Here is a 25,108-nt window from a genome sequence, read left to right on the forward strand (position 1 = left end):
TCCCATGCGCGCCAGCAGATTCCTGGCGGCCGTGTCCTCGGTCGCCCTCCTCCCGATCACCGCCGCGATCGCGTCGGCGGCACCGCCCGACGGCCCCAGCGCACCGTGGGCCGACGACACCCCGAAGGCCGCCCGCATGGCCGCCGGTCCACGGCCGGACTTCCGGGCGCCGTGGCCGTGCGGTCAGCAGCGGCAGTACTACCACCACTCCAGCGAGGTCGTGAACGCGCTCGACTTCAACCTCGCCGGGGCCGAGGACCACGGCACCCCGGCGCTCGCGAGCGCGTCCGGCACCGTGATCGACGTGGTGTCCGGCACCACCGGCTACGGCAACTACGTGCGCGTGGACCACGGTGGCGGCTGGACCTCGATGGTCGCGCACCTGTCCGCGTTCAGCGTCGCCCGCGGCCAGTACGTGGTCGCGGGCACCGAACTGGGCAAGGTCGGCACGACCGGCAACTCGACCGGCCCGCACCTGCACTACGAACAGGAGGCCGACGGGGTCAACCAGCCGATCGTCCTCGACGGGGTGGCGTTGCGCTACAGCGGCTCGATCTCCTACCACACCAGCGGGAACTGCGGAGGCGGTGCGAGCACCGTGTTCGGCGGCTCGCCGACGGACTTCGACGGCGACGGCCGCGACGACGTCGTCACGTTCAACCAGGGCTCCCTGGCGGACGTGTACGTGGCGCTGTCGAACGGCTCCGGCTTCACCGGCACGTCGGTGAAGTGGCACGACTTCTTCGCACCCGCCGGGGAGACCCCGCTCACCGGTGACTTCAACGGGGACGGCAAGGACGACATCGTCACCTTCACCCACGGCTCCCGCAACGACGTGTACGTCGCCCTGTCGACGGGATCGAACTTCGGCGCGGGCGTCAAGTGGCACGACTGGTTCGCACTGGGCGGGGAGATCCCGGCCGTCGGCGACGTGAACGGTGACGGCCGCGACGACATCATCACGTTCACGCGCGGCACCACGGGTGACGTGTACGTGGCCCTGTCGACGGGATCGAACTTCGGCGCGGGCGTCAAGTGGCACGACTGGTTCGCGATCGGCGGCGAGTTCCCCGCGGTCGGCGACGTGGACGGCGACGGGAAGGACGACGTCGTCACGTTCACGCGCGGCGAGGCCGGGGACGTGTTCGTGGCGCTGTCCAACGGTGCCGCGTTCACCGGCACCACCGTGAAGTGGCACGACTTCTTCGCGCTCGGTGCGGAGCAGCCCCGCGTCGGCGACTTCACCGGGGACGGCAAGGCCGACATCGCGACGTTCACGAACAACGCCGCGGGCGACGTGTTCGTGGCGACGTCCACCGGCACCGGGTTCAGCGGCACCACGGTCAAGTGGCACGACTTCTTCGGCCTGGCCGGGGAGTTCCCGTACGTCGGCGACTTCGACGGCGACGGCGTCACCGACATCGTGACGTTCACGCTGGGCTCTCTCAACGACGTGTACGTGGCGCTGTCGAACCGGACGAGCTTCGGTCCGGGCGTGAAATGGCACGACTTCTTCGGGTTGAACGGCGAACGGGTCCTGTAGAGAGAAATTCCCCTGCTGAACAAAGGATTCGCGATGAACAGTTGGAGACGCGGCGCGCTCGTCGGCGTAGCCGTACTGGCACTCAGCGGAATGGGCCTGCCGGCGTCGGCGGCCCCGGCCGACCCGGCCGCACCCGGCGACCACGTGCCGCTGTCGGTGGAACCGATGGCGTGTTCGAGCATCCCGGCCAACCACGACCCGAACGTCATCAAGATCGTCTACCAGGTCGGGCTCGACCGCAGCGTGTCGCCGAAGGTGATGCTCGCCGCGTTCGAGGCCGGCTGGGTCGAGTCGCACATGAACAACCTCAACTGCGGCGACAAGGACTCCCTCGGCGTGTTCCAGCAGCGGCCCAGCCAGGGCTGGGGCACGCCGGAGCAGATCATGAACGTGTCGTACGCGGCGACCCAGTTCTTCATCCAGGCACAGCGCAACGAGCCGCTGTACCCCCACTACTCGGCCGGTCTGCTCGCGCAGAGCGTGCAGCGGTCGTGCTGCCCGGAACGCTACGACCAGGCGGAGGCCAAGGCCCGCGCGATGATGGACGAGGCACGCGGCCTGGTCGGCGGCGCGCGCGCGTTCACCGGCTCGCCGACCGACTTCAACGGCGACGGCCGCGACGACGTCGTGACGTTCAACCAGGGCAATCAGGGTGACGTCTACGTGGCGCTGTCCAACGGGTCGGCGTTCACCGGCACCTCCGTGAAGTGGCACGACTGGTTCGCGCCGGGTGGGGAGACGCCGTTGACGGGTGATTTCAACGGTGACGGGAAGGACGACATCGTCACGTTCACGCACGGTTCGCTCAACGACGTGTACGTGGCGTTGTCGAACGGTTCGTCGTTCGGTGGGGGCGCGAAGTGGCACGACTGGTTCGCGCTCGGCGGCGAGGTGCCCGCGGTCGGCGACGTGAACGGGGACGGGAAGGACGACATCGTCACGTTCACCCGCAACAACCTCGCGGACGTGTATGTCGCCCTGTCGACGGGCACGTCGTTCACGGCGTCGGCGAAGTGGCACGACTACTTCGGCCTCGCCGGTGAGGTGCCCGGCGTCGGGGACGTGAACGGCGACGGCAAGGCGGACATCGTGGTGTTCACCAACAACGCGTCGGCCGACGTGTACGTGGCGCTGTCCAACGGCACCGGGTTCGCCGGCACGTCGGTGAAGTGGCACGACTTCTTCTCCATCGGCGGCGAGTCGCCCCGCATCGGTGACTTCACCGGCGACGGCAAGGCCGACATCGCGACGTTCACCAACAACTCGGCCGCCGACGTGTACGTGGCGACCTCGACCGGCAGCGCGTTCCAAGGCACCACGGTCAAGTGGCACGACTTCTTCGCGCTCGCCGGCGAGTTCCCGTACACCGGCGACTTCAACGGTGACGGGAAGGACGACATCGTCACCTTCACCAAGGGCTCGCTCAACGACGTGTACGTGGGCCTCTCCACCGGCACCGCCTTCGGCGGCGGCGCCAAGTGGCACGACTTCTTCGGCCTCAACGGCGAGATCACCCTCTAGGAGCGCGAGATGAGACGACGCTTGGCGGCACTCGGCACCGCGCTGACTGTCGCAGTAGGACTGATGAGCACCCCGGCCGCCGCCGCGGCCCCCGGTTCGGTCAACGCGGCGTTCGCGAGGGCGGCGCACGAGTTCGACGTGCCCCGCGACCTGGTCGTGGCCGTCGGCTACGGCGAGACGCACCTCGACGGGCACGGCGGCGAACCCAGCCAGGACAACGGGTACGGCGTCATGCACCTGGTGAGCAACCCGTCGCGGCAGACGCTCGAACTGGCGGCGGAACTGACCGGCGAGTCGACGGACGTACTGAAGAAGGACACGGCGGCCAACATCCGCGGCGGTGCGGCCGTCCTGCGGTCGCTGGCCGACGAGGCGGGCATGTCCGGTGAACAGCGGGACCGGATCGCCGCCTGGTACCCGGTGGTCGCGCGGTACGGCGGTGCGACCGACGACGCGGTGGCCCGGCTGTACGCGGACACCGTGTACGAGTTGCTGGCCTCCGGCATGCAGGTCCGCACCCCGGGCGGGGAGCCGGTCGTGGTCAGGCCGTACCCGAGCGCACCGGAACGCGGCCGGTTCGAGAAGGTCGCGTCGGGCGGGGTGTCCGCGCAGGGCCTGGACTACCCGAACTCGCGGTGGATCGCCGCGCACCCGAACAACTACAGCCCCGGCCGGTCGTCGGCGATCAACCTGATCGTCGTGCACGTGACGCAGGGGTCGTACGCGGGCACCATCAGCTGGTTCCAGAACCCGTCGTCCGGGGTCAGCACGCACTACGTGGTGCGGTCGTCCGACGGCGAGATCACGCAGATGGTGCGCGACGGCGACACCGCATACCACGTGCGGAACGCGAACTCGCGGGCGCTGGGCATCGAGCACGAGGGCTTCGTGGACAACCCGTCGTGGTTCACCGACTCGATGTACCGGTCGTCGGCGGCGCTCACGAAGTGGCTGTGCGAGCGGCACGGGCTGCCCAAGACCCGGCAGTACGTCCAGGGCCACAACCAGATCCCCGGCAACGACCACACCGACCCCGGCCCGCACTGGAACTGGGACTACTACATGAGCCTCGTGAACAGCGGCGGCTCGGCGGCGGTCCACACGGGATCGTCGACGGACTTCAACGGTGACGGCCGCGACGACATCATCGCGTTCAACCAGGGCAACCTGGGCGACGTGTACGTGGCGACCTCGAACGGTTCCGGGTTCGCCGGGACGTCGGTGAAGTGGCACGACTGGTTCGCGCCGGGTGGGGAGACGCCGTTGACCGGTGATTTCAACGGTGACGGGAAGGACGACATCGTCACGTTCACGCACGGTTCGCTGAATGACGTGTACGTGGCGTTGTCCACTGGTTCGTCGTTCGGTGGGGGTGCGAAGTGGCACGACTGGTTCGCGCTCGGCGGCGAGGTGCCCGCGGTCGGCGACGTGAACGGGGACGGGAAGGACGACATCGTCACGTTCACCCGCAACAACCTTGCGGACGTCTATGTCGCCCTGTCGACGGGCACGTCGTTCACGGCGTCGGCGAAGTGGCACGACTACTTCGGCCTCGCCGGTGAGATCCCGGGCGTCGGCGACTTCAACGGTGACGGCAAGGACGACATCGTGGTGTTCAACCAGGGCACCCAGGCGGACGTGTACGTGGCGACGTCCACCGGCACCGGGTTCTCGGGCACGTCGGTGAAGTGGCACGACTTCTTCTCGATCGCGGGCGAGGCGCCGAGGATCGGTGACTTCAACGGTGACGGGCGCGACGACATCGCGACGTTCACGCTGAACGCCGCGGCGGACGTGTACGTCGCGACGTCGACCGGGAGCGGGTTCTCCGGCACCACCGTGAAGTGGAACGACTTCTTCGGCCTGGCCGGCGAGTTCCCGTACACGGGCGACGCGACCGGTGACGGCAAGGACGACGTCCTCACGTTCACCAAGGGCACCCTCAACGACGTCTACGTCGGCGCGTCGACCGGCACCGCGTTCGCGGGCGGCGCCAAGTGGCACGACTTCTTCGGGCTCAACGGCGAAGTGACCCTGTAGAGGAGGACATGATGGGCAAGGGGCTGCGCCTGCTGGCGCTCGCGCTGCTGTTCACCGGGCTCATGGCGGCGCCGGCGGGTGCGGCCCCGGCCCCGCCGACGGTCTCGGCGGGCAACTTCATCCGCGTCTACGACCCGTCGGTCGGGGAGTCGACGCAGTGGTACTACAACGACCACACGCTGGTCCGGGACGTGGTAACGGGCACGTGGCACGTGTACGCGATCACGCACGCGGAGCCGGCGAACCCGTTGGACGAGAAGAACTTCGGGCACGCCACCGCGCCGTCGCCGAACGGGCCGTGGACCAAGCGCCCGTTCGCGCTGACCGCCGACCCGGCGCGCGGCGAGAGCCACATCTGGGCGCCGCACGTGATCCACCACAACGGCGTCTACTACATGTACTACGCGGCCGGGACGCCGGACCACGCCGCGTACCGGATGCACCTCGCGACCTCGACCGACCTGAACACCTGGACCCGCAGCGCGGCGAACCCGCTGTTCACCGACGGCTTCGACGCGCGCGACCCGATGGTGACGCGGGTCGGCCCGCAGTGGGTCATGTACTACACCGCGAACAGCACCCCGACCGGCGGCAACCACCAGGTGGCGTACCGGACGTCCACGGACCTCGTGCACTGGAGCGGGAAACAGGTCGCGTTCCAGCACCCGGCTTCGGGTACCTACGGCGGTCCGACGGAGTCACCGTTCGTGGTGTACCGCGGTGGCTGGTGGTACCTGTCGATCTGCTGCGACTCCGGCTACAAGGACACGCGGGTGTACCGCAGCCGCACCCCGTTCAGCTTCTCGGTGAACGACCTGGCCGGGCGGATCGACGCGCACGCGGCGGAGATCGTGACGGAGCCGTCCGGTGCGACGTGGGTGACCGGGGCCGGGTGGGGCCAGGGCGGGCTGTGGGTGGCGCCGCTGTCGTTCCGCTCCTCGTACGCCGGGGTGTTCACGGGTTCGCACGCGGACTTCAACGGCGACGGCCGCGACGACGTGGTGACGTTCACGCACGACCCACTGGCGGACGTCTACGTGGCGCTGTCGAACGGCAGTGGCTTCACCGGCACGTCGGTGAAGTGGCACGACTTCTTCGCGCTGTCGGGGGAGACCCCGCTGACGGGCGATGTCAACGGCGACGGCCGCGACGACATCATCACGTTCACCCACGGCTCGCTGGGTGATGTGTACGTGGCCCTGTCCACCGGTTCGTCGTTCGGCGCGTCGGCGAAGTGGCACGACTGGTTCTCCCTGGACGGCGAGGTCCCGGCGATCGGCGATGTCAACGGCGACGGCCGCGACGACATCATCACGTTCACCCGCAACGCGGACGCCGACGTCTACGTGGCGCTCTCGACCGGCTCCGGCTTCGCGACGTCGGCCAAGTGGCACGACTTCTTCGGCGTCGCGGGCGAGTCCCCGGGCGTGGCCGACGTGAACGGCGACGGCCGGGACGACATCGTGACGTTCACCCACGGTTCGCTTGCCGACGTGTACGTGGCCCTGTCGACGGGTTCGGGCTTCGGCGCGTCGGCGAAGTGGCACGACACGTTCGCGGCGGGCCTGACCGACCCCCGCCTGGGCGACGTCAACGGCGACGGGAAGGCGGACGTGATCCAGTTCAGCCGCGAGGGCGTCGTCCACGTGGCACTGTCGACCGGCGCCGGCTTCGGCACCACGGGAAAGTGGCACGACTTCTTCGCACCCCAGGGCGAGTTCCCGTACGTGGGCGACTACAACGGCGACGGCCGCACGGACATCGTGACGTTCACGAAGCTCCCGAGCGCGGACACGTACGTGGCCTTGTCGACCGGCGCCGCGTTCGGCCCTGGCCCGAAGTGGCACGACTACTTCGGCCTCCCAGGCGAAACCACGTTGTAGCGTCCGCGTGACCCGGGGCGATGAGTGGTGCTCGGCTCGGATGACAGCGACTCCGGCGGTGGAGGAGGAGGCTAACTGCCGCCCCTCGGCCGGTTGAGAAGTGCCACGACCACGGCGAAGCCCGCGCACCCGGCCGGCACGAGCCATGCCGCGGCCAGACCCGCGCCGTCGGCGAGCGCGCCCGCCACCGACTGACCGGCCGCGGTGCCCACCGGTCCGCCCGCGTTCACCACGGCCATCGCGATCGGCAGGCGGCCGGGTGGCGCGATCGCGTCGGCCAGCGCGTAGAGCGTGATCATGTACGGCGCGATGCAGAACCCCGCGACGGTGATGCCCACGACGGGCCACGGGCTGAGCGCCAGCACGCCCATGCCGAGCAGGAGTGTCGCGCTGAACGTCACGTACCGGTGCTCGACCTGGAACGACCGCGGCAGCCACCCGTAGGCGACGCCGGACACGGCGCTGCCGATGCCGAGACACGCGTACAGGAACCCGGCGCCACCGCCGGCCTCCACGATCGCCGCCGTCTGGATCGCGCCGAAGATCGCGCCGAGCGCGGCCATCGACAGGACGAGCAACGCCATGCGCCGCAACGGAAACGTGCCGACCGGACGCGTTGGCACGCCGTCGGCGTACCGCGTGGCGAACGGCAGCGCGGCACCCAGCAGGAGGATCGCCATGCCCAGCAACGGCCCCACGCCCGGCACCACCGCCGCGAACAAGCCGGCCGCGGCCGGCCCGACGACGAAGCTCACCTCGTCGACCGCGCTCTCGTAGGAGAACGCCGTGCGCAGCAGGGCGGTACCGCGGCCGAGCGTGTGCGACCAGTGCACCCGAACGAGGAAACCGACGTGCGCCTGAGTCAACCCGACCAGCACCGCGCAGGCCAGCATCGCGGGCCGGGAACCGGCCGACGCGACGAAGAGCACCGCGGCCACCGCGTTGAGCACGGCAAGGTGCGTGCCGAGCCGACGCGTGCCGAGCCGCACCGCCAGCCCGCCCGCAGCGAACCCGGACACGGCGATGGCGATGCTCTGCGCACCCGCGGCCAACCCCGCGAACGCGGCACTGCCGGTCGCGTGCTGGACGAGCAGGAGTGAGCCGATCGGCGTCATCGCGTAGGGCAGGCGTGCGAGCACACCGAGGAGGAAGAAGGTGACGGGCGCGGACCGCGCGAGTGCACGATAGGACATCGCGTCTCCATGGCATGCCGAGGAGACGCGCCTACCCAGCCACCGGGCGCGTGCCGTTCCCGATTCTGTGGCCGACCCTACGCGGTGTCAGGACGCGAACGACAGGCCTCGCGGCGCGACCCTGCCCATGCGCTGCGGGAACTCGGTCTCCGCCATCAGCTGTCCTTCGCGAACACGCGGGTCAGCGCGGCGAACCCGATCCCGACGACCGCGACCACGAGACCCGCCACCAGCCAGCCCGTCAACCCCAGCACCAGCCCGGTAACCCCGAACAACACGAACTCCAGCACGAACCGCCCAGGCTCCGGCAGCCGGCGCCGTGCCCGGGGCGCGACGAACATCCCCCACAACGCCGCGGCGGCCAGCGGCAGCAGCACGGCGAAGACGATGTTCAGCACCACCCCGCCGCCGAGGTGCGCGCCCGCCACGGCGAGACCGGCCAGCATGCCCAGCTCGCTGAGGAAGCGGATGAGGAGGACGGCTCCACGCACGGGAGCGGGCGATGTCATGCGCGCAGTCTATGTCTGTCCAGACGGGACGGTCGGCGGGCGGACCAGCCACGCGCGGATCTCCTCGCGTTCGTGGTCGGACAGCACCATCGGCACGGCAGCGGCCAGCTCCAGGACGTTCTCCGCGAACGCCACCGCGAGCTTCGCCGCATCGAGGCCCGCTCTCGGCCACGTGACGCCCCGGTGCCGCAACCCCACCACCACGAAGTGCACCGCGGGCCGCGACACCGGACGGCCCAGCTCCGCGCACCGGTCCCGCACCCGGCGCTCCGCCTCGGCCTGATCGCCCTCGGCCTCGGCGTGGCCGATCTCGGCCAGCACCGCGAACAGCGTCGCGTACGTCTGTCCCGACAGCATGGGTGCGTCGACGAGCCTGCTGACCCGGTCGACGACCTCCGAGACGTTCTGCGCGCTGGCCGTGTGCCGCGTCGGGTCGTACAGCCAGCCCGGCGACCGCCTGCTGTCGACCCGCAGGTACTCGTCGGTCATCTGCGCGATGAACTTGCCGAAGCTCCCGCTGCCCGCCCAGTTCGTCGTGTCGACCGAGACGCCGACGGTCTTGCGCACCTCGTGCGCCACCCTGGCCATCACGACCGGTTCCGCCGCCGACGACACGAGGTCGCGCACCACCTGCTCCATCCGCCGCCGCAGGTCGTCCAGCTCGATCGGCGGCGGTGCCGGGGACGGCTCGTCCTCGAGGCCGAGCGCCTCGTCGAGGAACACCGAGTCGGGGATCGCGAAGTCGCACGCCGCCTGCAACGCCGCCGCTGCCGGTCCGCTCACCAGCATGGCGGTGCGGCGGTCGTGCTCACGTAATCGGAGCAGCACGGGCGTGAAGTCGGCGTCGACGGACAGGACGATGAACTCGTCGTACCGCTCGGGGTGGGTGAGCGTGTCGAGGATGTCCAGCACCATGTGGATGTCGGCGCTGTTCTTGCCCATCGTGGTGAGCGCCGGGCAGTCGACGACCCGGAAACCGGCACGCGTGAAGTACGGCCGGTACTGGCCCGACCGCGCGGGTTCGAGGTAGCAGATGCGCCGCAGCAGCTTGCGCGGCTGGTCGTCCAGGTCGACCACGAGCGGGCCGAGGGTCCGTTCCATCCACTGCACCCACCGCGCGGGCTGCGTCGCGAACCGGCGGCCCGCCTCCGGGCTCGACTCGCACAGCCCGCGGTGCACGTTCTCGAAGTCGACGAAGAGGGCGGCTCTGCGGTGGCCGTCCGCCGCGGCCTGGTTGACGTGCACGGATCCGACCCCCGCACCGTTGGGACTCCGACTCCCTACGAATCGGTTTCCCGGAACGGTTGTTACAGACCCAGCCTGGCGCGGAGGCCGGACTCGTCGATGCCGTGGGTCTCCCTGATCGCCACGCCGTCCGCGCCGACCGAGAACACGCCGTAGTCGGTGTACACGCGGCTCACGCACCGCAGCCCGGTCAGCGGGTAGGTGCACGACGGCACCAGCTTCGGCACGCCGGCCTCGGTGAACAGCGACATCATCACGAACACCTGCTTCGCGCCGATCGCCAGGTCCATCGCGCCACCCACCGCGGGGATCGCGTCCGGCGCGCCGGTGTGCCAGTTCGCGAGGTCACCGGCGAACGACACCTGGAACGCGCCCAGCACGCACACGTCGAGGTGCCCGCCGCGCATCATGGCGAACGAGTCGGCGTGGTGGAAGTACGACGCGCCAGGGGTTTCCGTCACCGGAACCTTGCCCGCGTTGATCAGGTCCGGGTCCACCTCGTCGCCGCGGGCGGCACCACCCATGCCGAGCATGCCGTTCTCGGTGTGCAGGACGACGCCCGACTCCGGTGCCAGGTAGTCGGCGACCAGCGTGGGCTGCCCGATGCCGAGGTTCACGTACGAGCCGGGCGGGATGTCGGCGGCGACCAGCTTCGCGATCGCCGCGCGGTCGAGCCTGGTCATCCCGCCGCTCCCGCCTCGGCCAGCACGGCGGGTGACGGGCAGGCCACCACCCGGTCGACGAAGATCCCCGGCGTCACCACCGCCTCGGGGTCGATCGACCCCGGTTCGCCCACCGCCAGCACCTGCGCGATCGTCAGCGTCGCCGCCGTCGCCATGACGGGACCGAAGTTGCGGGCCGTCTTGCGGTACACGAGGTTCCCGAGCGTGTCCGCGCGGTGCGCCTTGACCAACGCGACGTCGCCGTGGACCGGGAACTCCAGCACGTACTCGCGGCCGTCGATGGTCCGCGTCTCCTTGCCCTCGGCGAGCGGCGTGCCGACGCCGGTGGGGCAGTAGAACGCACCGATCCCCGCGCCCGCCGCCCGCAGCCGCTCGGCGAGGTTGCCCTGCGGCACGACCTCCAGTTCGATCTTCCCCGTCCGGTACAGCTCGTCGAAGACGTACGAGTCCTTCTGGCGCGGGAAGGAGCACACGATCCGGCGCACCCGCCCGGCGGCCAGCAACGCGGCGAGCCCGTGCGACCCGTTGCCCGCGTTGTTCGACACGATCGTCAGGTCCTTGGCCCCGCCCCGGCGCACCGCGTCGATCAGCTCGACCGGCTGCCCGGCGGTGCCGAACCCGCCGACGAGAACCGTCGCACCGTCGGAAATCCCGGCGACGGCCTCGTCAGCGGACTCACAGATGGCTGTCACGCCACGTTCTCCAGCACCACCGCGAGTCCCTGCCCGACACCGATGCAGATCGCGGCGACGCCCCAGCGGTGCCCGTCGGTCCGCATGACCTTCGCCAGCGTGCCGAGAATCCGGCCGCCGGACGCGCCCAGCGGGTGGCCCAGCGCGATCGCACCGCCGCGGGAGTTGACGATCTCCGGGTCGATCTTCCACGCGTCCACGCACGCGAGCGACTGCACGGCGAACGCCTCGTTCAGCTCCACCGCGCCCACGTCCGACCACGTGATCCCGGCCCGCTCCAGCGCCCGGTTCGCCGCCTCGACCGGCGCGTACCCGAACCGCTGCGGCGCCAGCGCGAACGCGGCCCGCCCGGCGATCCGTGCGAGCGGGTCCCGGCCGAGGTCGGCGGACTCGGACGCCACCAGGACGGCCGACGCGCCGTCCGACAGCGGCGACGCGTTGCCCGCCGTGATCGTGCCGTCGGGCCGGAACGACGGCTTCAGCTTCGCGAGCTTCTCCGTCGACGTGTCCGCCCGGATGCCCTCGTCCCGGGTCAGCTCACCGGCCGGGACGGTGATGTCGTCGTAGAACCCGGCCTCCCACGCGGCGTGCGCGAGCCGGTGCGACCGCTCCGCGAACGCGTCCTGCCGTTCGCGGGAGATGCCGAACTCCTCCCGCAACCGCTCGTTGCACTCACCGAGGGAGGCCGTCCACTCCTCCGGCATGTTCTTGTTCACCAGGCGCCAGCCCAGCGTGGTCGACACGGCGGTCACGTCCCGCGCCGGGAACGCCCGGTCCGGCTTGGGCAGCACCCACGGCGCGCGGGTCATCGACTCGACGCCACCCGCGACCACGATGCTCGCGTCGCCGGTCTCGACCTGCCGGGACGCCGACATGACGGCGTCGAGGCTCGACCCGCACAGCCGGTTGACCGTCGACCCCGGCACGGACACCGGCCACCCCGCGAGCAGCACCGCCATCCGGCCCACGTTGCGGTTGTCCTCGCCCGCTCCGTTGGCGAGACCGAACGTCACCTCGTCGACGGCGGCCGGGTCCAGCCCGGGCGTGCGGTCGGCGATGGCCCGCAGAACGGTCGCGGCGAGGTCGTCGGGCCGCTCCTTCGCGAGGCCGCCGTCGAACCTGCCGAACGGGGTGCGTACCGCGTCGTAGAGGTAAGCGCTCATGAATGTCCAGGGTAGGTAATGAACACCGTCTCCCGGTCGCCCTGGAGTGTGACGTCGAACCGAAGCCCGTTCCCGTCCTTCTCCGCGACCAGCGTCTCGCGGCGGTCCGGCGGCAGGGACAGCAGGAACTCGTCGCTCGCGCCGGGCAGGTAGACGCGGGTGAACAGGCGGTTCATCAGGCCGCGCGCGAACACGGTCATCGCGATGAACGCCGCGCCAGGGAGGACCGTCGTGAACGAGTACTCGCCGATGTCGTTCGTGCTCGCGCGGCCCCAGCCGGTGAACGTGTGGCCGTCGCGGCGCAGCGAGCCTGCCTTACGTGGCACGTCGCCATCGCGGTCGGCCTGCCGGATCTCCAGCAGCGCGTCCGGCACCGGCGCGCCCGCTCCGTCGCGCACCACGCCGTGCAGGCGGATCGCGTCCGGGTGGCCCGTCGGCACCAGGTCGGCGCCACCCTCGAAGGGCAGCGCGTAGCCGTAGAACGGGCCGACCGTCTGGCCCGGTGTCGTCTCGTTCACGACTCGCTCCAGGTGCGGTGGCCGCCGGTCAGCACGATGTCCCAGCGGTAGCCGGTGGCGAACTCGGGCATGGTCACGTCGTGGTCGTAGGCCGCGACCAGCCGCTCCCGGGCCTTCGGGTCGATGATCGACTGGTAGATCGGGTCGAGGCCGAACAGCGGATCGCCGGGGAAGTACATCTGCGTGACCATGCGAGACGTGAAGTCGCCGCCGAACAGGGAGAAGTGGATGTGCGCGGGCCGCCACGCGTTGGCGTGGTTGCGCCACGGGTACGGGCCCGGCTTGATCGTCAGGAACCGGTAGCTGCCGTCCGCGTTGGTGAGGCAGCGGCCGACGCCGGTGAAGTTCGGGTCCAGCGGCGCCGGGTGCTGGTCACGCTGGTGGAGGTAGCGGCCGCACGCGTTGGCCTGCCAGATCTCCACCAGCTGGTGCGCGACCGGTCTGCCGTCGCCGTCGGTCACCCGGCCGGTGACCACGATCCGCTCGCCGATCGGCTGGCCGTTGTGCTGGATCGTCAGGTCCGCCTCCATCGGGTCGACGTCCTGGGGTCCGAACACGGGCGCGAACAGCTCGGCGCCTTCGGGGTCGGCCTGGTACAGGGACTTGGTCGGGTGGCGCAGGATGCTGCTGCGGTAGGGCGGGTAGTCGAGGCGCGGCTGGGGTTCCGGGCCGGTGCGGGTCGCGGCGATGGCCGCGATCTCCGCGCTGATCTCCGCCTGCGTCGCGGCGGCGGCGTCGGACGACGCTGCTGTGGTCACGACGACAACGCTAGGGCCGATGGCCGCGATGGTGGGAGACTTGGCTTTCACTCAGTGGAAGGACCGCGTGTGGCGGGGAACAGCTCACGGCCGGGTGCCAGCGTGGCGTCGCGGGTGCTCGCCCTGCTCGGCGCGTTCGACGGCGAGCACCGGGCCATGACGCTCACCGCGCTCGCCCGGCGCGCCGACCTGCCGGTCGCGACCGCGTTCCGGCTGGTCGCCGAGCTGGTCGCGTGGGGCGCGCTGGAGCGGCGCGAGGCCGGGGAGTACGTGGTCGGGCGGCGGATGTGGGACCTCGGGCTGCTCGCGCCCGTGCAGTCGGGCCTGCGGCAGGTCGCGTCGCCGTTCCTGCACGACCTGTACGGCGCCACGCTCGCGACCGTGCACCTCGCGGTCCGCGACGGCACGTCCGTGCTCTACGTCGACCGGCTGGCCGGGCACGTGTCGGTGCCGGTGGTCAGCGACGTCGGGTCACGGCTGCCCATGCACGCGACGGGTGTCGGCAAGGTGCTGCTCGCGCACGCGCCGGAGGACGTCCAGGCGTGGGTGTTCCGCAACCTCACACGCGTCACCGCGTACACGATCACCCAGCCCGGACGGCTGCGGGGCGAGCTGCGGCGGGTGCGCCGCGAGGGGTACGCGCAGACCGGTGAGGAGATGAGCCTGGGCGCGTGCTCGGTCGCCGTGCCGATCACCGCACCGGACGGTGCCGTGCCCGCGGCGCTGGGCATCGTCGTGCCGACGCTCGGCCGCGACCGCCCACGGCTCGTGGCGGCGCTCCAGGTGGCGGCCCAGGGCATCAGCCGAAGCCTGTTCCACTGAGCGGAAACCGATGCGTTGTCCGTGCGGCACCGCGGGTATTGACTGTCAGGCATGCGAACCCAGGTCGCCATCATCGGTGCCGGTCCCGCCGGGCTGCTGCTGTCCCACCTGCTCGCGGCGGGTGGTGTCGAGTCGGTCGTGGTCGAGACCCGCACCCGCGAGTACGTCGAGTCCCGCATCCGTGCGGGCATCCTGGAGCACTCGACGGTCGAACTGCTCCGGTCGGTCGGGCTCGGTGACCGCCTGACCCGCGAGGGCGACCAGCACCGCGGCGTCTACCTGCAGTGGCCGGGCGAGCGGCACCACGTCGACTTCCAGGACCTGGTCGGCCGGAGCGTGTGGGTGTACGGGCAGACGGAGGTGCAGAAGGACCTCGGCCGAGCGCGCGACGCGGCGGGCCAGCAGGTGATCTACGACGTCCGCGACACGGCCGTCCACGACCCGGCCGACCCGTACGTGACGTTCACCGTGGACGGCGCGCCGCACCGGCTGGACGCGGACGTGGTCGTCGGCTGCGACGGCTCGTTCGGCCCGACCCGCGAGTCCGTGCCGGGGACGACGTGGCAGCGGACCTACGACTACTCGTGGCTGGGCGTGCTGGCGACCGTGCCGCCGTCGACGGACGAGCTGATCTACGCGTGGCACCCGGACGGGTTCGCGCTGAACTCCATGCGCTCGCCCACCGTGACCCGTCTCTACCTGCAGGTACCGTCCGGCACCGACATCGCGGAGTGGCCGGACGACCGGATCTGGGACGCGCTGTCGCGGCGGCTGGGGCACGGCCAGGACGGCTGGAAGCTCGCCCGGGGTCCCATCACCGACAAGAGCGTCCTGCCGATGCGCAGTCTCGTGCAGGCGCCCATGCGCCGTGACCGGGTCTTCCTCGCGGGGGATGCCGCGCACATCGTGCCTCCGACGGGCGCGAAGGGCCTGAACCTGGCCGTGGCCGACGTGGCGTTGCTGGCACCCGCGCTGGTGTCGTTGCTGCGCGAGAAGGACCCCAGGCTCGCCGACGAGTACTCGGACCGCGCGCTGCGGCGCGTGTGGCGCTGCACCCACTTCTCGTGGTGGATGACGACGATGCTGCACGCCACGGACGATCCGTTCGACCACCAGCTCCAGTTGTCGCAGCTGCGGTGGGTCGCGTCGAGCGAGGCGGGCGCGCGGGGCCTGGCGGAGAACTACGCCGGCCTGCCGATCGGCTTCTGACCTCACAGAATCGCGACCACCAGGAGCACGCAAGGGACGTCACAGCGACAGCAGGCGGTTGCCCTGAATAGCCCCGCGCCGCGCGAGGAACCCGTCCGCATGCAGCTCAGCGCCAGGCAGCGGGAAGGGCTCGTACAGGCGGCGAAGGCTGCGGTCGCGGCGGCCGTCGCCTTTCTCGTCGCGCGGCAGGTGCACGCGCCGCAGTCGTTCATGGCGCCGTACGCGGCGGTGTTCATGATGACCGAGACGGTGTACCGGTCGTTCACCGAAGCCGCGCGGACCGTGGCCACGCTCGTGCTCGGTGTGCTGCTCGCGTTCGTCACGATCACGGTCATCCCGAACACGGCCGTCGCGCTGCCGGTGGCCGTGTTCGTCGGGGCCGCGATCGGGCGGTGGCACCGGCTCGGGGACAGCGGCATCTGGATCGGGGTGACCGCGCTGCTGATGCTCGCCTACGGCACCGCGGACGACATGGGTTACCTCGTCTACCGCGCGATCGAGGGCGTGCTCGGCGCGGCGGTCGGGCTCGCCGTCAACATGTTCGTGGTGCCACCGCTGCATCTGCGGTCCGGCCCGGGCGCCGTCGAGGACGTCGCCGCCGAACTCGACGAGCTGGTCCGCGACATCGCCACCGGCCTGCGCGGCGACTGGGACGACGGCGACGCCCGGGGGTGGCAGCGCCGCGCGCGTGAGCTCGAGGATGTCGTGCGCCGTGCCGAGCAGGCCAGCGGCCGCACGTGGGAGAGCACCAGGTACAACCCGAGGTGGGTGCTGCGGCAGCGGCGGCGGCCGGACCTCGACGGGCTCCACCAGGACCTCGGCACGCTGTACGAGATCGCGCGGCAGGTGCAGCACATCACCGAGGCGCTGGTCGCGTCCAGCACGGGCGTCGCGCCGATCGCGGGCGAGTGGTTCACCTCCTCCTACGCCGACCTGCTCGACGCGCTGGCCAAGGCCGTCGCCGCGCACCGGGACGACGCGAGGTCCCCCGACACCGGGGACGTGGCCAGGGCACTCGACCGCAGCCGCGAGTGGCGCCGTGACCTGGTGCACGACGGCATCGTCGACGGCGACGGCGTACGGCTCGACTGGAGCACACAGGCCGCCCTGCTGCTCGCGGTGGAACGCGCCTGCGACGTCGTCCTCGACGGCGACCGCTAGGGGTAGGGGTCCGTGACCTCGCGCAGCCGGGTCAGGATCTGGCGCAGCTGCGCCATGTGCCGCTTGCCCAGGTGTGCCGCCCACTCCGCCTCCACCTCGGCGACCGCGGCGGCGGCGATCGGGATGGCCGCCTTCCCGCGGCCGGAGATCCGCACCAGCCGGGCGCGCTTGTCCGTCGGGTCCGGGACCCGTTCCACCCAGCCCGCCTTCTCCAGTTGGTCGACCAGGAAACCGGCGGTCTGCTTGGTGACCTGCGCCTGCTCGGCGAGGTCGGTCAGCCGGGTGCCGTCGGGGCCGACGCGCTGCATGATCTTCATCTGCGCGGTGGTGATGTCGTCGTACCCCGCCTCGCGCAGCGCGGTGATCACCCGGTTCTCCAGCCACCGGTACGGGATGTAGAGCAGCAGCCCGGTGTTGAGCTGGTCGTCGGTCACCATCACCCCTTGACGTTGGTCAGAGAATCTGACTTAATTTGGTCAGCGAGTCTGACTTATTTTAGTGGGAGGTCCGCATGGACCGCGAGCAGGCCTGGCAGGCCATCGAACAGGAACGGCGCCGTTTGGCCGACCTCCTCGCCGACCTCGCGGACGACGAGTGGGACACCCCGTCGCTGAGCGCGGGCTGGCGCGTCCGCGATGTCGCCGCCCACGTCGCGCTCGCGCCGCAGCCGCCGGGGCCGTGGGAGATGGTCGCGTGGGCCGTCCGCGCTCGCGGCAGCTTCCACCGGCTGAACCACGACATCTCCGTGGCGCACGCCGAGTCGCGTACCGGGGCCGAGTTGGTGGCCGAGCTGCGTGCACACGCCGCGTCCCGCCGCCTGCCCGCGCTGACCGGCTACCGCAACATCCTGTTCGACACGCTCGTGCACGTACAGGACGTCGCGATCCCGCTGCACCGGGTGCTGCCGATGCCGGTGGCCGCCGCCCGCGCCGGCGCGACCCGCGTCTGGACGATGGGCTGGCCGTTCTGGGCGCGACGACGTCTGGCCGGTTTCCGCCTGGTCGCAACCGACACGCTCTGGGCCGTGGGCGACGGGGAACAGGTGGTGTGCGGCCCGATCGAGGCCCTGCTGCTCCTGCTCACCGGCCGCCCGGTGGCGCTGGACCGGCTGACCGGCGCCGGGGTCGACGCGCTGACCGAACGGGTCGCGGGCCGCTCCCGGGCGTGAGGCGGATGGTGTCGGTCGCTCCTGTTCGGTTCCCTTCTGTCGCTACACTCCGGCCGCTACGAAGGGGGTCGGCGTGGACGCGAGGCTCAGTCGGGCCAACGAGTTGTACGAGCGGGCCGTGTTCGGCGGTGACGACGCCGCGCTGGCGGCCGCCGATCGGGAGCTCGACGGGGTCGAGGCCGATCTCGCCCTTGCCAGGGGGCGGGTCGTGCACGCGCGCTTCCTCGCCCGGCGGGTCGAGGAACCGGCCGAGTTGCCGCTCTTCGAGCAGGCCGCCGAGCTGTACCGCCGCGCGGGCGACGAGCGTGGCGAGGCCGAGGCGTTGTTCTGGGTCGGCACGTTCCACCAGGTGGTCCGCCGCGACCACGACACGGCCGCGCCGGTGCTCGGGCGCGCACGCGAACTCGCCACCGGCGCCGGTGACGACCTCACGCTCTCCTACGTCCTGCGGCACCTCGGGTTCGTCGAGCAGGCCGAGGGGCGGGTACCGGCCGCCCGGGAGCTGTTCGCCGAGTCGACCGAGCTGCGGCGCAAGGTCGGGTTCCACGCCGGGGTCGCCGCCAACCTGGTCGGGCTCGCCCATCTCGCCGACGACCCCGCGACGGCACGCGGGTACCTCGACGAGGCGGCCGCCGTCGCCGCCGAGTGTGGCGCCGACGCCGTGCTCGGCTGGGTCGCCCAGGCACGCGACACCCTCGGTCAGGACTCGTAGGCCACCCGGTCGAGCCAGTCCGACATCAGCGCGTCGAACAGCAGCGGCTGCTCGAACTGCAGGTTGTGCCCTGCCACGTCGAGCACCGCGAACGTCGCTCTCGGGTAGTGGGGTAAGAGCGCCCACTGGTCCTCGTAGCCGACGACGTCGTCCTGCCTGCCGGTGACGATCAACGCGGGCCCGGTGAACTCGTCGCCACCCTCCGGGTCGTCGGACAGCAGCCACCGCGCCCGGATGCGCGCCATCGCCTCCTCGTCGGCGGCGGCCAGGCCCGGTTCGATCTCCTCCTCGAAACGCCGCAGGGTCTCCGCCGTCTCGACCACCGCGATCGAGCTGAACTCCGCGTTCTCCCGCAGGCCGGGGTCGCGCCGCAGCACCTGGCGTGGCGGGACGGTCCTCGTCGCGTGTTCGACCGCGACGCCGATCGGGCAGATCAGCGCCAGCCCCAGCACCTGTGTGCCGAGCGCGCGTGCGAGCCCGCGCGCCAGGTAGCCGCCGTACGACTCGCCGACCAGCAGGAACGGTGTCGTGCCGATGGTTTCCGACACGAACGCGCGCACCGCGGCCAGCACGGCGTCCGACGACGCGACGGACGGCGGGGCGTGGGACTTGCCCATGCCGGGCAGGTCCGGGTAGAGACGCCGGTAACCCGTTCTTCGCGCGAAGACCGGTTCCAGACAGCCGAGCATCAGGCGGTGGTCCGGGGTCCAGCCGTGCAGTGCGAGCACCGGGGTGCCGGTGCCGATGTCCACGTGGTTCAGGCTCATGCGCGGCATCATGCACCAGACCACCGACAATTCCGGGAGGCCGAGGATGCCGGACCGACCAGACGTGCCCGACGACGTGCTCGACCGGCTGCGCGCCCGGTGTCTCGCGCTGCCCGGCGCCTACGAGGAACGGGCCTGGGTCGGCACCCGCTGGATGGTCCGCAAGAAGACCTTCGCCCACGTGCTCGGCATCAGCGACGAGTACCCGCCCGCCTACGCCCGCGAGGCCCCGTACGTCGGCGACGCCACCGTGCTCACCTTCCGCTCGCGGGGTGACGAGCTGGCCGCGCTGGTCGGCACCGGCCACCCGTTCTACAAGCTGAGCTGGCACCCGGAGGCCGTCGGCATGGTCGTCGAAACGGACGCCGACTGGGACGAGATCGGCGAGCTGCTCACCGAGAGCTACTGCCTGCGGGCGCCACAGAAGCTGGTGGCGCGGGTTCGTCGGCCAGGTCCCGCAGCCGGCGGACCGGGCTGAACCACAGGAGCACCGGACACGCCAGCGTCAGCAGGCACGCCACCCACAACGCGCCCCGGGTCCCGATCGCCGTCGCCACCACGCCGCCCGACAGCGCGCCGAACGGGATCGCGCCCCACGACACGAACCGCACGGTCGCGACCACCCGCGACAGCAGCTCGGGCGGGGTCGTCACCTGCCGGTGCGTCCGCGCGTTGATGGAGAACACCACCACGCCGATCCCGAAACCCACGTTGGCCACGGCGAACAGCACCATGCCCGCCACACCGTGACCGACCGGCATCAGCAACGCGATCCCCGCGCCGCAGAACGCCGCCACCACCAACGCCCGCGCGCTGCCCAGCCGCGCGGTGAGCCACGGCGCCAGCGCCGCCCCGACGAGCGAGCCGAGCCCCTCGGCCGCGATCAACAGGCCGACCAGCGCCGGGGAGGCGTGCAGGTCACGCACCAGGAACACCGGGATCAACGCCATCAGCGCGCCGTTCGCGAAGTTGTCCGCGGTCGCGCCGAGCATGCAGGTGCGCAGCACCGGGTGCCGGACCACGAACCGCCAGCCCTCGCGGATCAGCGGGCCCATCCGCGGCCGGTCCGCGCGCGCCGGGACCGAACCGCGGGGCAACCCGCGCAGCAGCACCGCCGACACCAGGAAGCTCACCGCGTCCACCAGCAGCGTCGGCACCGCGCCGAGCAGCTGCACGACCAGCCCGCCCAGGCTCGGGCCGCCGAGCGAGGTCGCGGAGTGCGTCGCCGACATCAGGCTGTTGCGCGCGGTCAGTTCCTCACGGCTGACGATCGTGGGCAGGAACGTGCCGGAGCCGACGTCGAACACGACGTTCGCCAGGCTGATCACGAGTGCGGCCACGACGAGGTGCCCGATCGTGAGGTGGCCGGACCACCACGCGAGCGGCACCGAGCTGATCGCGGCCGCGCGGAGCACGTCCATCGCCACCTGCGTGCCGCGCAACGGCAGCCGCTGCACGATCACGCCCGCGGGCAGTCCGACCACGGCCCACGCCAGGTAGGTCGCGACCGTGAGCATGCTGACCTCGAAGGCCGAAGCGTCGAGGGTGGTCACCGCGACCAGCGGCAACGCGACCGCGGTGACCGCCGTGCCCGTTTGGCTGACCGCCGTCGCCGACCAGAAGCGCCAGAACATGCACCCTCCCCAGTGAGTTCACAATCGGAACTGACTATATTGGGCGAGGTGGCGGACAGGCGAGTGGGTTCATGAAGCACAGCGAGCTGGCCGACGCCGAGTGCGCCATCGCGCAGGCGCTCGGCGTCGTCGGTGACTGGTGGACGCTGCTGGTCGTGCGTGACATCGCGGGCGGCGTCGCCCGGTTCGACGACCTCCAGCGCGAGCTGGACATCAGCCGCAAGACCCTCACCGAGCGGCTGAAGTCGTTGGTGGCGGGCGGAGTCGTCGAGAAGGCGCACTACTCGGACCGCCCGCCGCGCTACGAGTACCGGCTCACCGACAAGGGCCGCGGTCTGCTGCCGGTGCTGATCGCGTTGCAGGACTGGGGCGCCAGGTACGTGTCCGGCGACGGGTCGCTGACGGGCACGAGCTCACCGTCGTCGGCGGAGGCGCGGCGGGTGCACGGGCTGGTCGGCAAGCGGGTACCCGCCATCGGCCTGCCCGCCGACAGCGGGGACCACGCCGACGCCGTGCCCGGACGCTGGACGGTGCTGTACGCGTTCCCCGGCGCGTTCGCGCCCGCGGGCACCCCGCTGCCGCCCGACTGGGGCGAGATCCCGGGGGCCGCGGGCTGCACGCTGGAGTCGACCACCTACCGCGACCGGTTCCCCGACTTCGCACGGCACGACGTCGCCGTGCGCGGGCTGAGCACGCAGCGGCCGGACCAGCTGCGTGCCTTCGCCGAACACGTCCGCCTGCCGTTTCCCCTGCTGTCGGACGAGGACCTCGCGCTGACCGCGGCGCTGCGGCTGCCCACGTTCCGCGCCCACGGCGTCGACCGGCTCAAGCGGCTGACCATGATCGTCGACCCCGCACGGACCGTCCGCGCGGTCCAGTTCCCGGTCACCGACCCGGCGGGCTCGGTCGACGAGGCGCTCGCCCAGGTCAGGAAGCTGCGGGGGTAGCTCCCGTTTCGTTGCGGGACAACGGAATCAGCTCACCGGCCGTGGGATGCTCGCGACGACGTTCTCGTCGCCGCCGTGGATGAGGGTGATGACGACCCGCGTGAAGCCGCCGACCGGGCCCGGCTCGGTCCAGCCGAAGGGCGTGACGCCGTTGGACGCCGTCCGCGTCTGGACGTCGAGCAGCCTGGTCGACTGGTAGAACTCGAACTGGACCGTGGTGCTGCCCGCCGTCTCGTAGTCGCGCACCTGCCCGCTCACGCCCACCGACCGGTTGTACCAGATCAGGTCGCCGTCCACGCCGCCGCGACCGGTCCAGGTTTCGCCGAAGGGCGACGTCGGCTCGGCGACGGCCGCGGTCGGTGCCGCGAGCAGAGCGAGGGCGGTCAGGGTGGCGCACGCGGTGAGGCGCTTCATGCTGCTCCTTCTCGAGGTGGATCTTCCGCGGGAAGTATCGCCGCGATCCCGCCGCGCCGCGGACACGTTTGTGCGCGGCCTGTGCACCTCGCCTGCCCGCAAGGCCGCCCGAAAAGTCCGCCTGAACCGGGCCAGTCGCCGGTACGTGTATCTCCCGAGCGGGTTGGTCGCTCATGTCGGCATACCGCACGGACAGGGAGAAAGTCATGGCGCAGCGCGGTCCGCTGGTCACCGCCGCCGTCGTGGTGGCCGGGCTCGTCGGTCTCATGGCGGCCAACGCCTCCGGGGGACTCGTCACGGCGGGCGACGCGCCGCCGCCCGGTCAGGAGAACGTCGCCGCCACCGGCACCGACGCCCCGGCCACCACGACGACGACACCCGCGCCGCCACCGACCACGGCGGAACCGCCGCCACCGCCCGCGTCGACGACGACCACCGAGGAGGCGCCGCCGCCGAAGCCGCGGTTCCCGGCCGAGGTCGTCTACGCGGGCCGCGCCGCCGACAGCAACCTGGCGATCGCGGTCGCGGTGAAGGGCGACGAGGCCGCCGCCTACCTGTGCGACGGCGCGCGGGTCGAGTCGTGGCTGCGGGGCACGGCCGTCGACGGCACCGTGAACCTCGAGTCCAAGGACGGCACCACCACGCTGACCGGCGAGCTGATCGACGGAAACCTCAACGGCACCGTGTCGATCGCGGGGCGGGAACGGCAGTTCAGCCTCGCCGTCGCGAAGGCACCGGCCGGGCTGTACCGCGGCGAGGGCGGCACGACCACGCTCGGCTGGATCCTGTTGCCCGACGGCACACAGGTCGGCATCGCACGTACCGCGTCCGGCGCCGCGCCCGCACCCGCGCTGGACCCGGCGAAGGGCGCCGTCACCGTCGGCGGCACGCGCATCACGGCCGAGAAGGTCTCGGGGGAGACCACCTTCGGCTGATCTCCACGGTTCCGCGGGGGAACCGAGCACGCGACAGAGGGTGCCGGGGCGTGTTCCCCGGCAGCACGAAGGAGAACCCCATGACCACGCGACCGCCAGAGCCGCCCGACTTCGGGCCGACCGGGCCACCGCTCGACTCCGACCTCACCCAGCCCGTGCCCGGCCACTGGCTCGACGAGACCGCGACCAACGTCGCCCCGCTCACGTTCGAGGACGAGGACGTCTACACCGACCCGCCGAACATCCGCGGTGTCGTCGGGGCGCTGTCGGTCGGCGCGCTCGTCGCCGTCGCGCTCGGCGTGTACGGCAGCGTGCACGAGGGCACCGGTCAGGCGCTGAACCTCGCGGGCTTCTCCGACGGCCTGCACGCCAAGGCGTGGCTGGGTTCCGTCGCGTTCGTGCTCGCGATCCTGCAGGTCCTGTCCGCGATGGCGATGTGGGGCAGGCTGCCCGGCTTCACCGCGGGCCGCGGCACCGCCGTCGTGCACCGGTGGTCGGGCCGGGTGGCCGTGCTCGTGTCACTGCCGGTCGCCGCGCACTGCCTGTACGCCTTGGGATTCCAGTCCTTCGACACCCGGGTGCTGCTGCACTCGTTGCTGGGCTGCTTCTTCTACGGCCTCTTCGTCTGCAAGATGGTCGTGCTCACCCGGTCCCGCACGCCCGGCTGGGTGGTGCCCGTCGCCGGCGCGGCCGTGTTCACCGCGCTCGTGGGCCTGTGGGTGACGTCCTCCCTGTGGTTCTTCTCCGAGTTCGGGGTGAGTCTGTGATGAGTCACGAGATCCCCCGCCGCGCCGCGGTGGGGTTCGCTGTCGTGGGCGCCGCCTGCGCGGCCTGCACCCGGTACGGCGCGCCGGTGGCGCAACCCCAGGCACAGACCGCCACCGAGGAGGCCTCGCCGCGGGTGCTCGGCAAGGCCATCGACGTCCCCGTGAACGGTGGTGTCGTGTACCGCGACCAGAAGATCGTGGTGACCCAGCCGACCGAGGGAAAGTTCAGGGGCTTCTCCGCCGTGTGCACGCACCAGGGCTGTGTCGTCAACGACGTGCTCGGCGGCGCCATCAACTGCGACTGCCACGGCAGCAGGTTCGGGCTCGACGGCTCGGTCACGACCGGACCGGCGACACAACCGTTGCCACCGGTGGAAGTCAGCGTCAACGACAACGGCGACCTCGTCACGGGAGCGGCCGAGACACCGGCCACCACACCGGAGACGACCGGCCCGGGCACGACCGAACCCGAGGCACCGCCGGAGACGCCCACCACCGAGGCGCCGGCCGGTTTCGCGACGACCGCGGAGATCCCGGTCGGCGGCGGCAAGGTGTTCTCGGCCGAGCAGGTCGTGGTCACGCAGGCCGCGCCGGGGCAGATCCGCGCCTACTCCGCCGTGTGCACCCACCAGGGCTGCGTCGTCAACGACGTGCTCGGCGGCACCATCAACTGCGACTGCCACGGCAGCAAGTTCGGGCTCGACGGATCCGTGGCGCAGGGCCCGGCTTCCGCCCCCCTGCCCGCCGTTGCCGTTAAGGTGACCGGGGACCAGATCTCGTTGGCATGAACCGAACCCGGTTCACAACCGTGTTCCAGTCGTGAG

At 71.4% G+C, this 25,108-nt stretch carries 26 protein-coding genes; 14 read left to right on the plus strand and 12 right to left on the minus strand.

Translation table 11 applies throughout. From position 1 onward, the window contains the following. Positions 1-4: 4 nt before the first annotated feature. Genes ACIBVP_RS12740 through ACIBVP_RS12755 form a run of 4 tightly spaced genes read left to right on the plus strand, consistent with a single transcriptional unit; the run spans position 5 to position 6,987 of the window. The gene (locus ACIBVP_RS12740) at positions 5-1,543 is read left to right on the plus strand and encodes an FG-GAP-like repeat-containing protein (protein WP_396106223.1); all 1,539 of its coding nucleotides are present in this window, start codon (positions 5-7) and stop codon (positions 1,541-1,543) included. A 33-nt stretch (positions 1,544-1,576) separates the two neighbouring features. Beyond that, complete coding sequence (locus ACIBVP_RS12745) at positions 1,577-3,064, plus strand: FG-GAP repeat domain-containing protein (protein WP_396106224.1); 1,488 nt, start codon at positions 1,577-1,579, stop codon at positions 3,062-3,064. A gap of 9 nt (positions 3,065-3,073) precedes the next feature. Then, positions 3,074-5,104, plus strand: coding sequence for an N-acetylmuramoyl-L-alanine amidase (locus ACIBVP_RS12750; protein WP_396106225.1), 2,031 nt, complete (start codon positions 3,074-3,076; stop codon positions 5,102-5,104). An 8-nt stretch (positions 5,105-5,112) separates the two neighbouring features. Then, positions 5,113-6,987, plus strand: a complete 1,875-nt coding sequence (locus tag ACIBVP_RS12755; protein WP_396106227.1) for an FG-GAP-like repeat-containing protein — start codon at positions 5,113-5,115, stop codon at positions 6,985-6,987. A 71-nt stretch (positions 6,988-7,058) separates the two neighbouring features. On the opposite strand, the gene ACIBVP_RS12760 is transcribed toward ACIBVP_RS12755, so the two are convergent. The 8 genes from ACIBVP_RS12760 to pcaH form a co-directional block, all read right to left on the minus strand. Then, the gene (locus tag ACIBVP_RS12760) at positions 7,059-8,180 is read right to left on the minus strand and encodes a hypothetical protein (RefSeq protein ID WP_396106228.1); all 1,122 of its coding nucleotides are present in this window, start codon (positions 8,178-8,180) and stop codon (positions 7,059-7,061) included. 155 nt (positions 8,181-8,335) lie between these two features. Next, the gene (locus tag ACIBVP_RS12765) at positions 8,336-8,689 is read right to left on the minus strand and encodes a YrdB family protein (RefSeq protein ID WP_396106229.1); all 354 of its coding nucleotides are present in this window, start codon (positions 8,687-8,689) and stop codon (positions 8,336-8,338) included. Between the two features lie 9 nt (positions 8,690-8,698). After that, positions 8,699-9,934 carry an NYN domain-containing protein gene (locus tag ACIBVP_RS12770; protein WP_396106230.1) on the minus strand — a complete coding sequence of 412 codons (1,236 nt, stop codon included), beginning with the start codon at positions 9,932-9,934 and terminating at the stop codon, positions 8,699-8,701. Positions 9,935-9,996: 62 nt separating this feature from the next. After that, positions 9,997-10,617 (minus strand): 3-oxoacid CoA-transferase subunit B, encoded by a 621-nt coding sequence (locus ACIBVP_RS12775; RefSeq protein ID WP_396106231.1) that lies wholly within the window; start codon positions 10,615-10,617, stop codon positions 9,997-9,999. After that, entirely contained in the window at positions 10,614-11,309 is a 696-nt protein-coding gene (locus ACIBVP_RS12780; protein ID WP_396106232.1) for a 3-oxoacid CoA-transferase subunit A, read from the minus strand. Before ACIBVP_RS12780 ends, ACIBVP_RS12775 begins: the two co-directional genes overlap by 4 nt. Further along, positions 11,306-12,472, minus strand: coding sequence for a thiolase family protein (locus tag ACIBVP_RS12785; protein ID WP_396106233.1), 1,167 nt, complete (start codon positions 12,470-12,472; stop codon positions 11,306-11,308). The genes ACIBVP_RS12780 and ACIBVP_RS12785 overlap by 4 nt, the downstream gene beginning before the upstream one ends. Continuing rightward, on the minus strand, positions 12,469-12,990 hold the full coding sequence (gene pcaG / locus ACIBVP_RS12790) for a protocatechuate 3,4-dioxygenase subunit alpha (RefSeq protein WP_396106234.1): 522 nt from the start codon (positions 12,988-12,990) through the stop codon (positions 12,469-12,471). Before pcaG ends, ACIBVP_RS12785 begins: the two co-directional genes overlap by 4 nt. Continuing rightward, the gene (gene pcaH / locus ACIBVP_RS12795; protein WP_396106235.1) at positions 12,987-13,748 is read right to left on the minus strand and encodes a protocatechuate 3,4-dioxygenase subunit beta; all 762 of its coding nucleotides are present in this window, start codon (positions 13,746-13,748) and stop codon (positions 12,987-12,989) included. The genes pcaG and pcaH overlap by 4 nt, the downstream gene beginning before the upstream one ends. Before the next feature lie 69 nt (positions 13,749-13,817). Between pcaH and ACIBVP_RS12800 the strand changes: the two genes are divergently transcribed. From ACIBVP_RS12800 to ACIBVP_RS12810, 3 genes are all read left to right on the plus strand, one after another. Further along, entirely contained in the window at positions 13,818-14,570 is a 753-nt protein-coding gene (locus tag ACIBVP_RS12800) for an IclR family transcriptional regulator (RefSeq protein WP_396106236.1), read from the plus strand. Positions 14,571-14,621: 51 nt separating this feature from the next. Further along, complete coding sequence (locus ACIBVP_RS12805) at positions 14,622-15,779, plus strand: 4-hydroxybenzoate 3-monooxygenase (protein ID WP_396106237.1); 1,158 nt, start codon at positions 14,622-14,624, stop codon at positions 15,777-15,779. Positions 15,780-15,878: 99 nt separating this feature from the next. Continuing rightward, the gene (locus ACIBVP_RS12810) at positions 15,879-16,940 is read left to right on the plus strand and encodes an aromatic acid exporter family protein (protein ID WP_396106238.1); all 1,062 of its coding nucleotides are present in this window, start codon (positions 15,879-15,881) and stop codon (positions 16,938-16,940) included. Here ACIBVP_RS12810 and ACIBVP_RS12815 read toward each other — a convergent pair. Then, on the minus strand, positions 16,937-17,377 hold the full coding sequence (locus ACIBVP_RS12815; RefSeq protein WP_396106423.1) for a MarR family winged helix-turn-helix transcriptional regulator: 441 nt from the start codon (positions 17,375-17,377) through the stop codon (positions 16,937-16,939). The two genes, ACIBVP_RS12810 and ACIBVP_RS12815, sit on opposite strands and share 4 nt — an antisense overlap. 74 nt (positions 17,378-17,451) lie before the next feature. Between ACIBVP_RS12815 and ACIBVP_RS12820 the strand changes: the two genes are divergently transcribed. Together ACIBVP_RS12820 and ACIBVP_RS12825 are read left to right on the plus strand one after the other, a co-directional pair. Continuing rightward, on the plus strand, positions 17,452-18,108 hold the full coding sequence (locus ACIBVP_RS12820; protein ID WP_396106239.1) for a maleylpyruvate isomerase family mycothiol-dependent enzyme: 657 nt from the start codon (positions 17,452-17,454) through the stop codon (positions 18,106-18,108). 73 nt (positions 18,109-18,181) lie between these two features. Then, positions 18,182-18,820, plus strand: coding sequence for a hypothetical protein (locus tag ACIBVP_RS12825; RefSeq protein ID WP_396106240.1), 639 nt, complete (start codon positions 18,182-18,184; stop codon positions 18,818-18,820). Here the strand turns inward: ACIBVP_RS12825 and ACIBVP_RS12830 are convergent. After that, the gene (locus ACIBVP_RS12830) at positions 18,808-19,587 is read right to left on the minus strand and encodes an alpha/beta fold hydrolase (RefSeq protein ID WP_396106241.1); all 780 of its coding nucleotides are present in this window, start codon (positions 19,585-19,587) and stop codon (positions 18,808-18,810) included. The two genes, ACIBVP_RS12825 and ACIBVP_RS12830, sit on opposite strands and share 13 nt — an antisense overlap. Before the next feature lie 46 nt (positions 19,588-19,633). Here ACIBVP_RS12830 and ACIBVP_RS12835 point away from each other — a divergent pair, with 46 nt between their 5' ends. After that, complete coding sequence (locus tag ACIBVP_RS12835; RefSeq protein WP_396106242.1) at positions 19,634-20,065, plus strand: MmcQ/YjbR family DNA-binding protein; 432 nt, start codon at positions 19,634-19,636, stop codon at positions 20,063-20,065. Here ACIBVP_RS12835 and ACIBVP_RS12840 read toward each other — a convergent pair. After that, positions 19,980-21,221, minus strand: a complete 1,242-nt coding sequence (locus ACIBVP_RS12840; protein ID WP_396106243.1) for an MFS transporter — start codon at positions 21,219-21,221, stop codon at positions 19,980-19,982. The genes ACIBVP_RS12835 and ACIBVP_RS12840 overlap by 86 nt on opposite strands. 71 nt (positions 21,222-21,292) lie before the next feature. Here ACIBVP_RS12840 and ACIBVP_RS12845 point away from each other — a divergent pair, with 71 nt between their 5' ends. Then, positions 21,293-22,168, plus strand: a complete 876-nt coding sequence (locus ACIBVP_RS12845; protein ID WP_396106244.1) for a winged helix-turn-helix transcriptional regulator — start codon at positions 21,293-21,295, stop codon at positions 22,166-22,168. Between the two features lie 27 nt (positions 22,169-22,195). Here ACIBVP_RS12845 and ACIBVP_RS12850 read toward each other — a convergent pair whose 3' ends face one another. After that, positions 22,196-22,582: a hypothetical protein gene (locus tag ACIBVP_RS12850; RefSeq protein WP_396106245.1), complete on the minus strand. Its 387-nt coding sequence runs from the start codon at positions 22,580-22,582 to the stop codon at positions 22,196-22,198. Positions 22,583-22,788: 206 nt separating this feature from the next. On the opposite strand from ACIBVP_RS12850, the gene ACIBVP_RS12855 reads away from it, so the two are divergent. The 3 genes from ACIBVP_RS12855 (at position 22,789) to ACIBVP_RS12865 (ending at position 25,072) form a co-directional block, all read left to right on the plus strand. Then, a complete protein-coding gene (locus ACIBVP_RS12855; RefSeq protein WP_396106246.1) occupies positions 22,789-23,517 on the plus strand; it encodes a hypothetical protein in 729 nt (242 codons plus the stop codon). A gap of 80 nt (positions 23,518-23,597) precedes the next feature. Continuing rightward, entirely contained in the window at positions 23,598-24,284 is a 687-nt protein-coding gene (locus ACIBVP_RS12860) for a DUF6529 family protein (RefSeq protein ID WP_396106247.1), read from the plus strand. After that, positions 24,284-25,072, plus strand: a complete 789-nt coding sequence (locus ACIBVP_RS12865) for a Rieske 2Fe-2S domain-containing protein (RefSeq protein ID WP_396106248.1) — start codon at positions 24,284-24,286, stop codon at positions 25,070-25,072. The genes ACIBVP_RS12860 and ACIBVP_RS12865 overlap by 1 nt, the downstream gene beginning before the upstream one ends. Positions 25,073-25,108 lie beyond the last annotated feature (36 nt).

The organism is Actinophytocola sp. NPDC049390 (assembly GCF_044466355.1).
Lineage (GTDB): Bacteria > Actinomycetota > Actinomycetes > Mycobacteriales > Pseudonocardiaceae > Actinophytocola.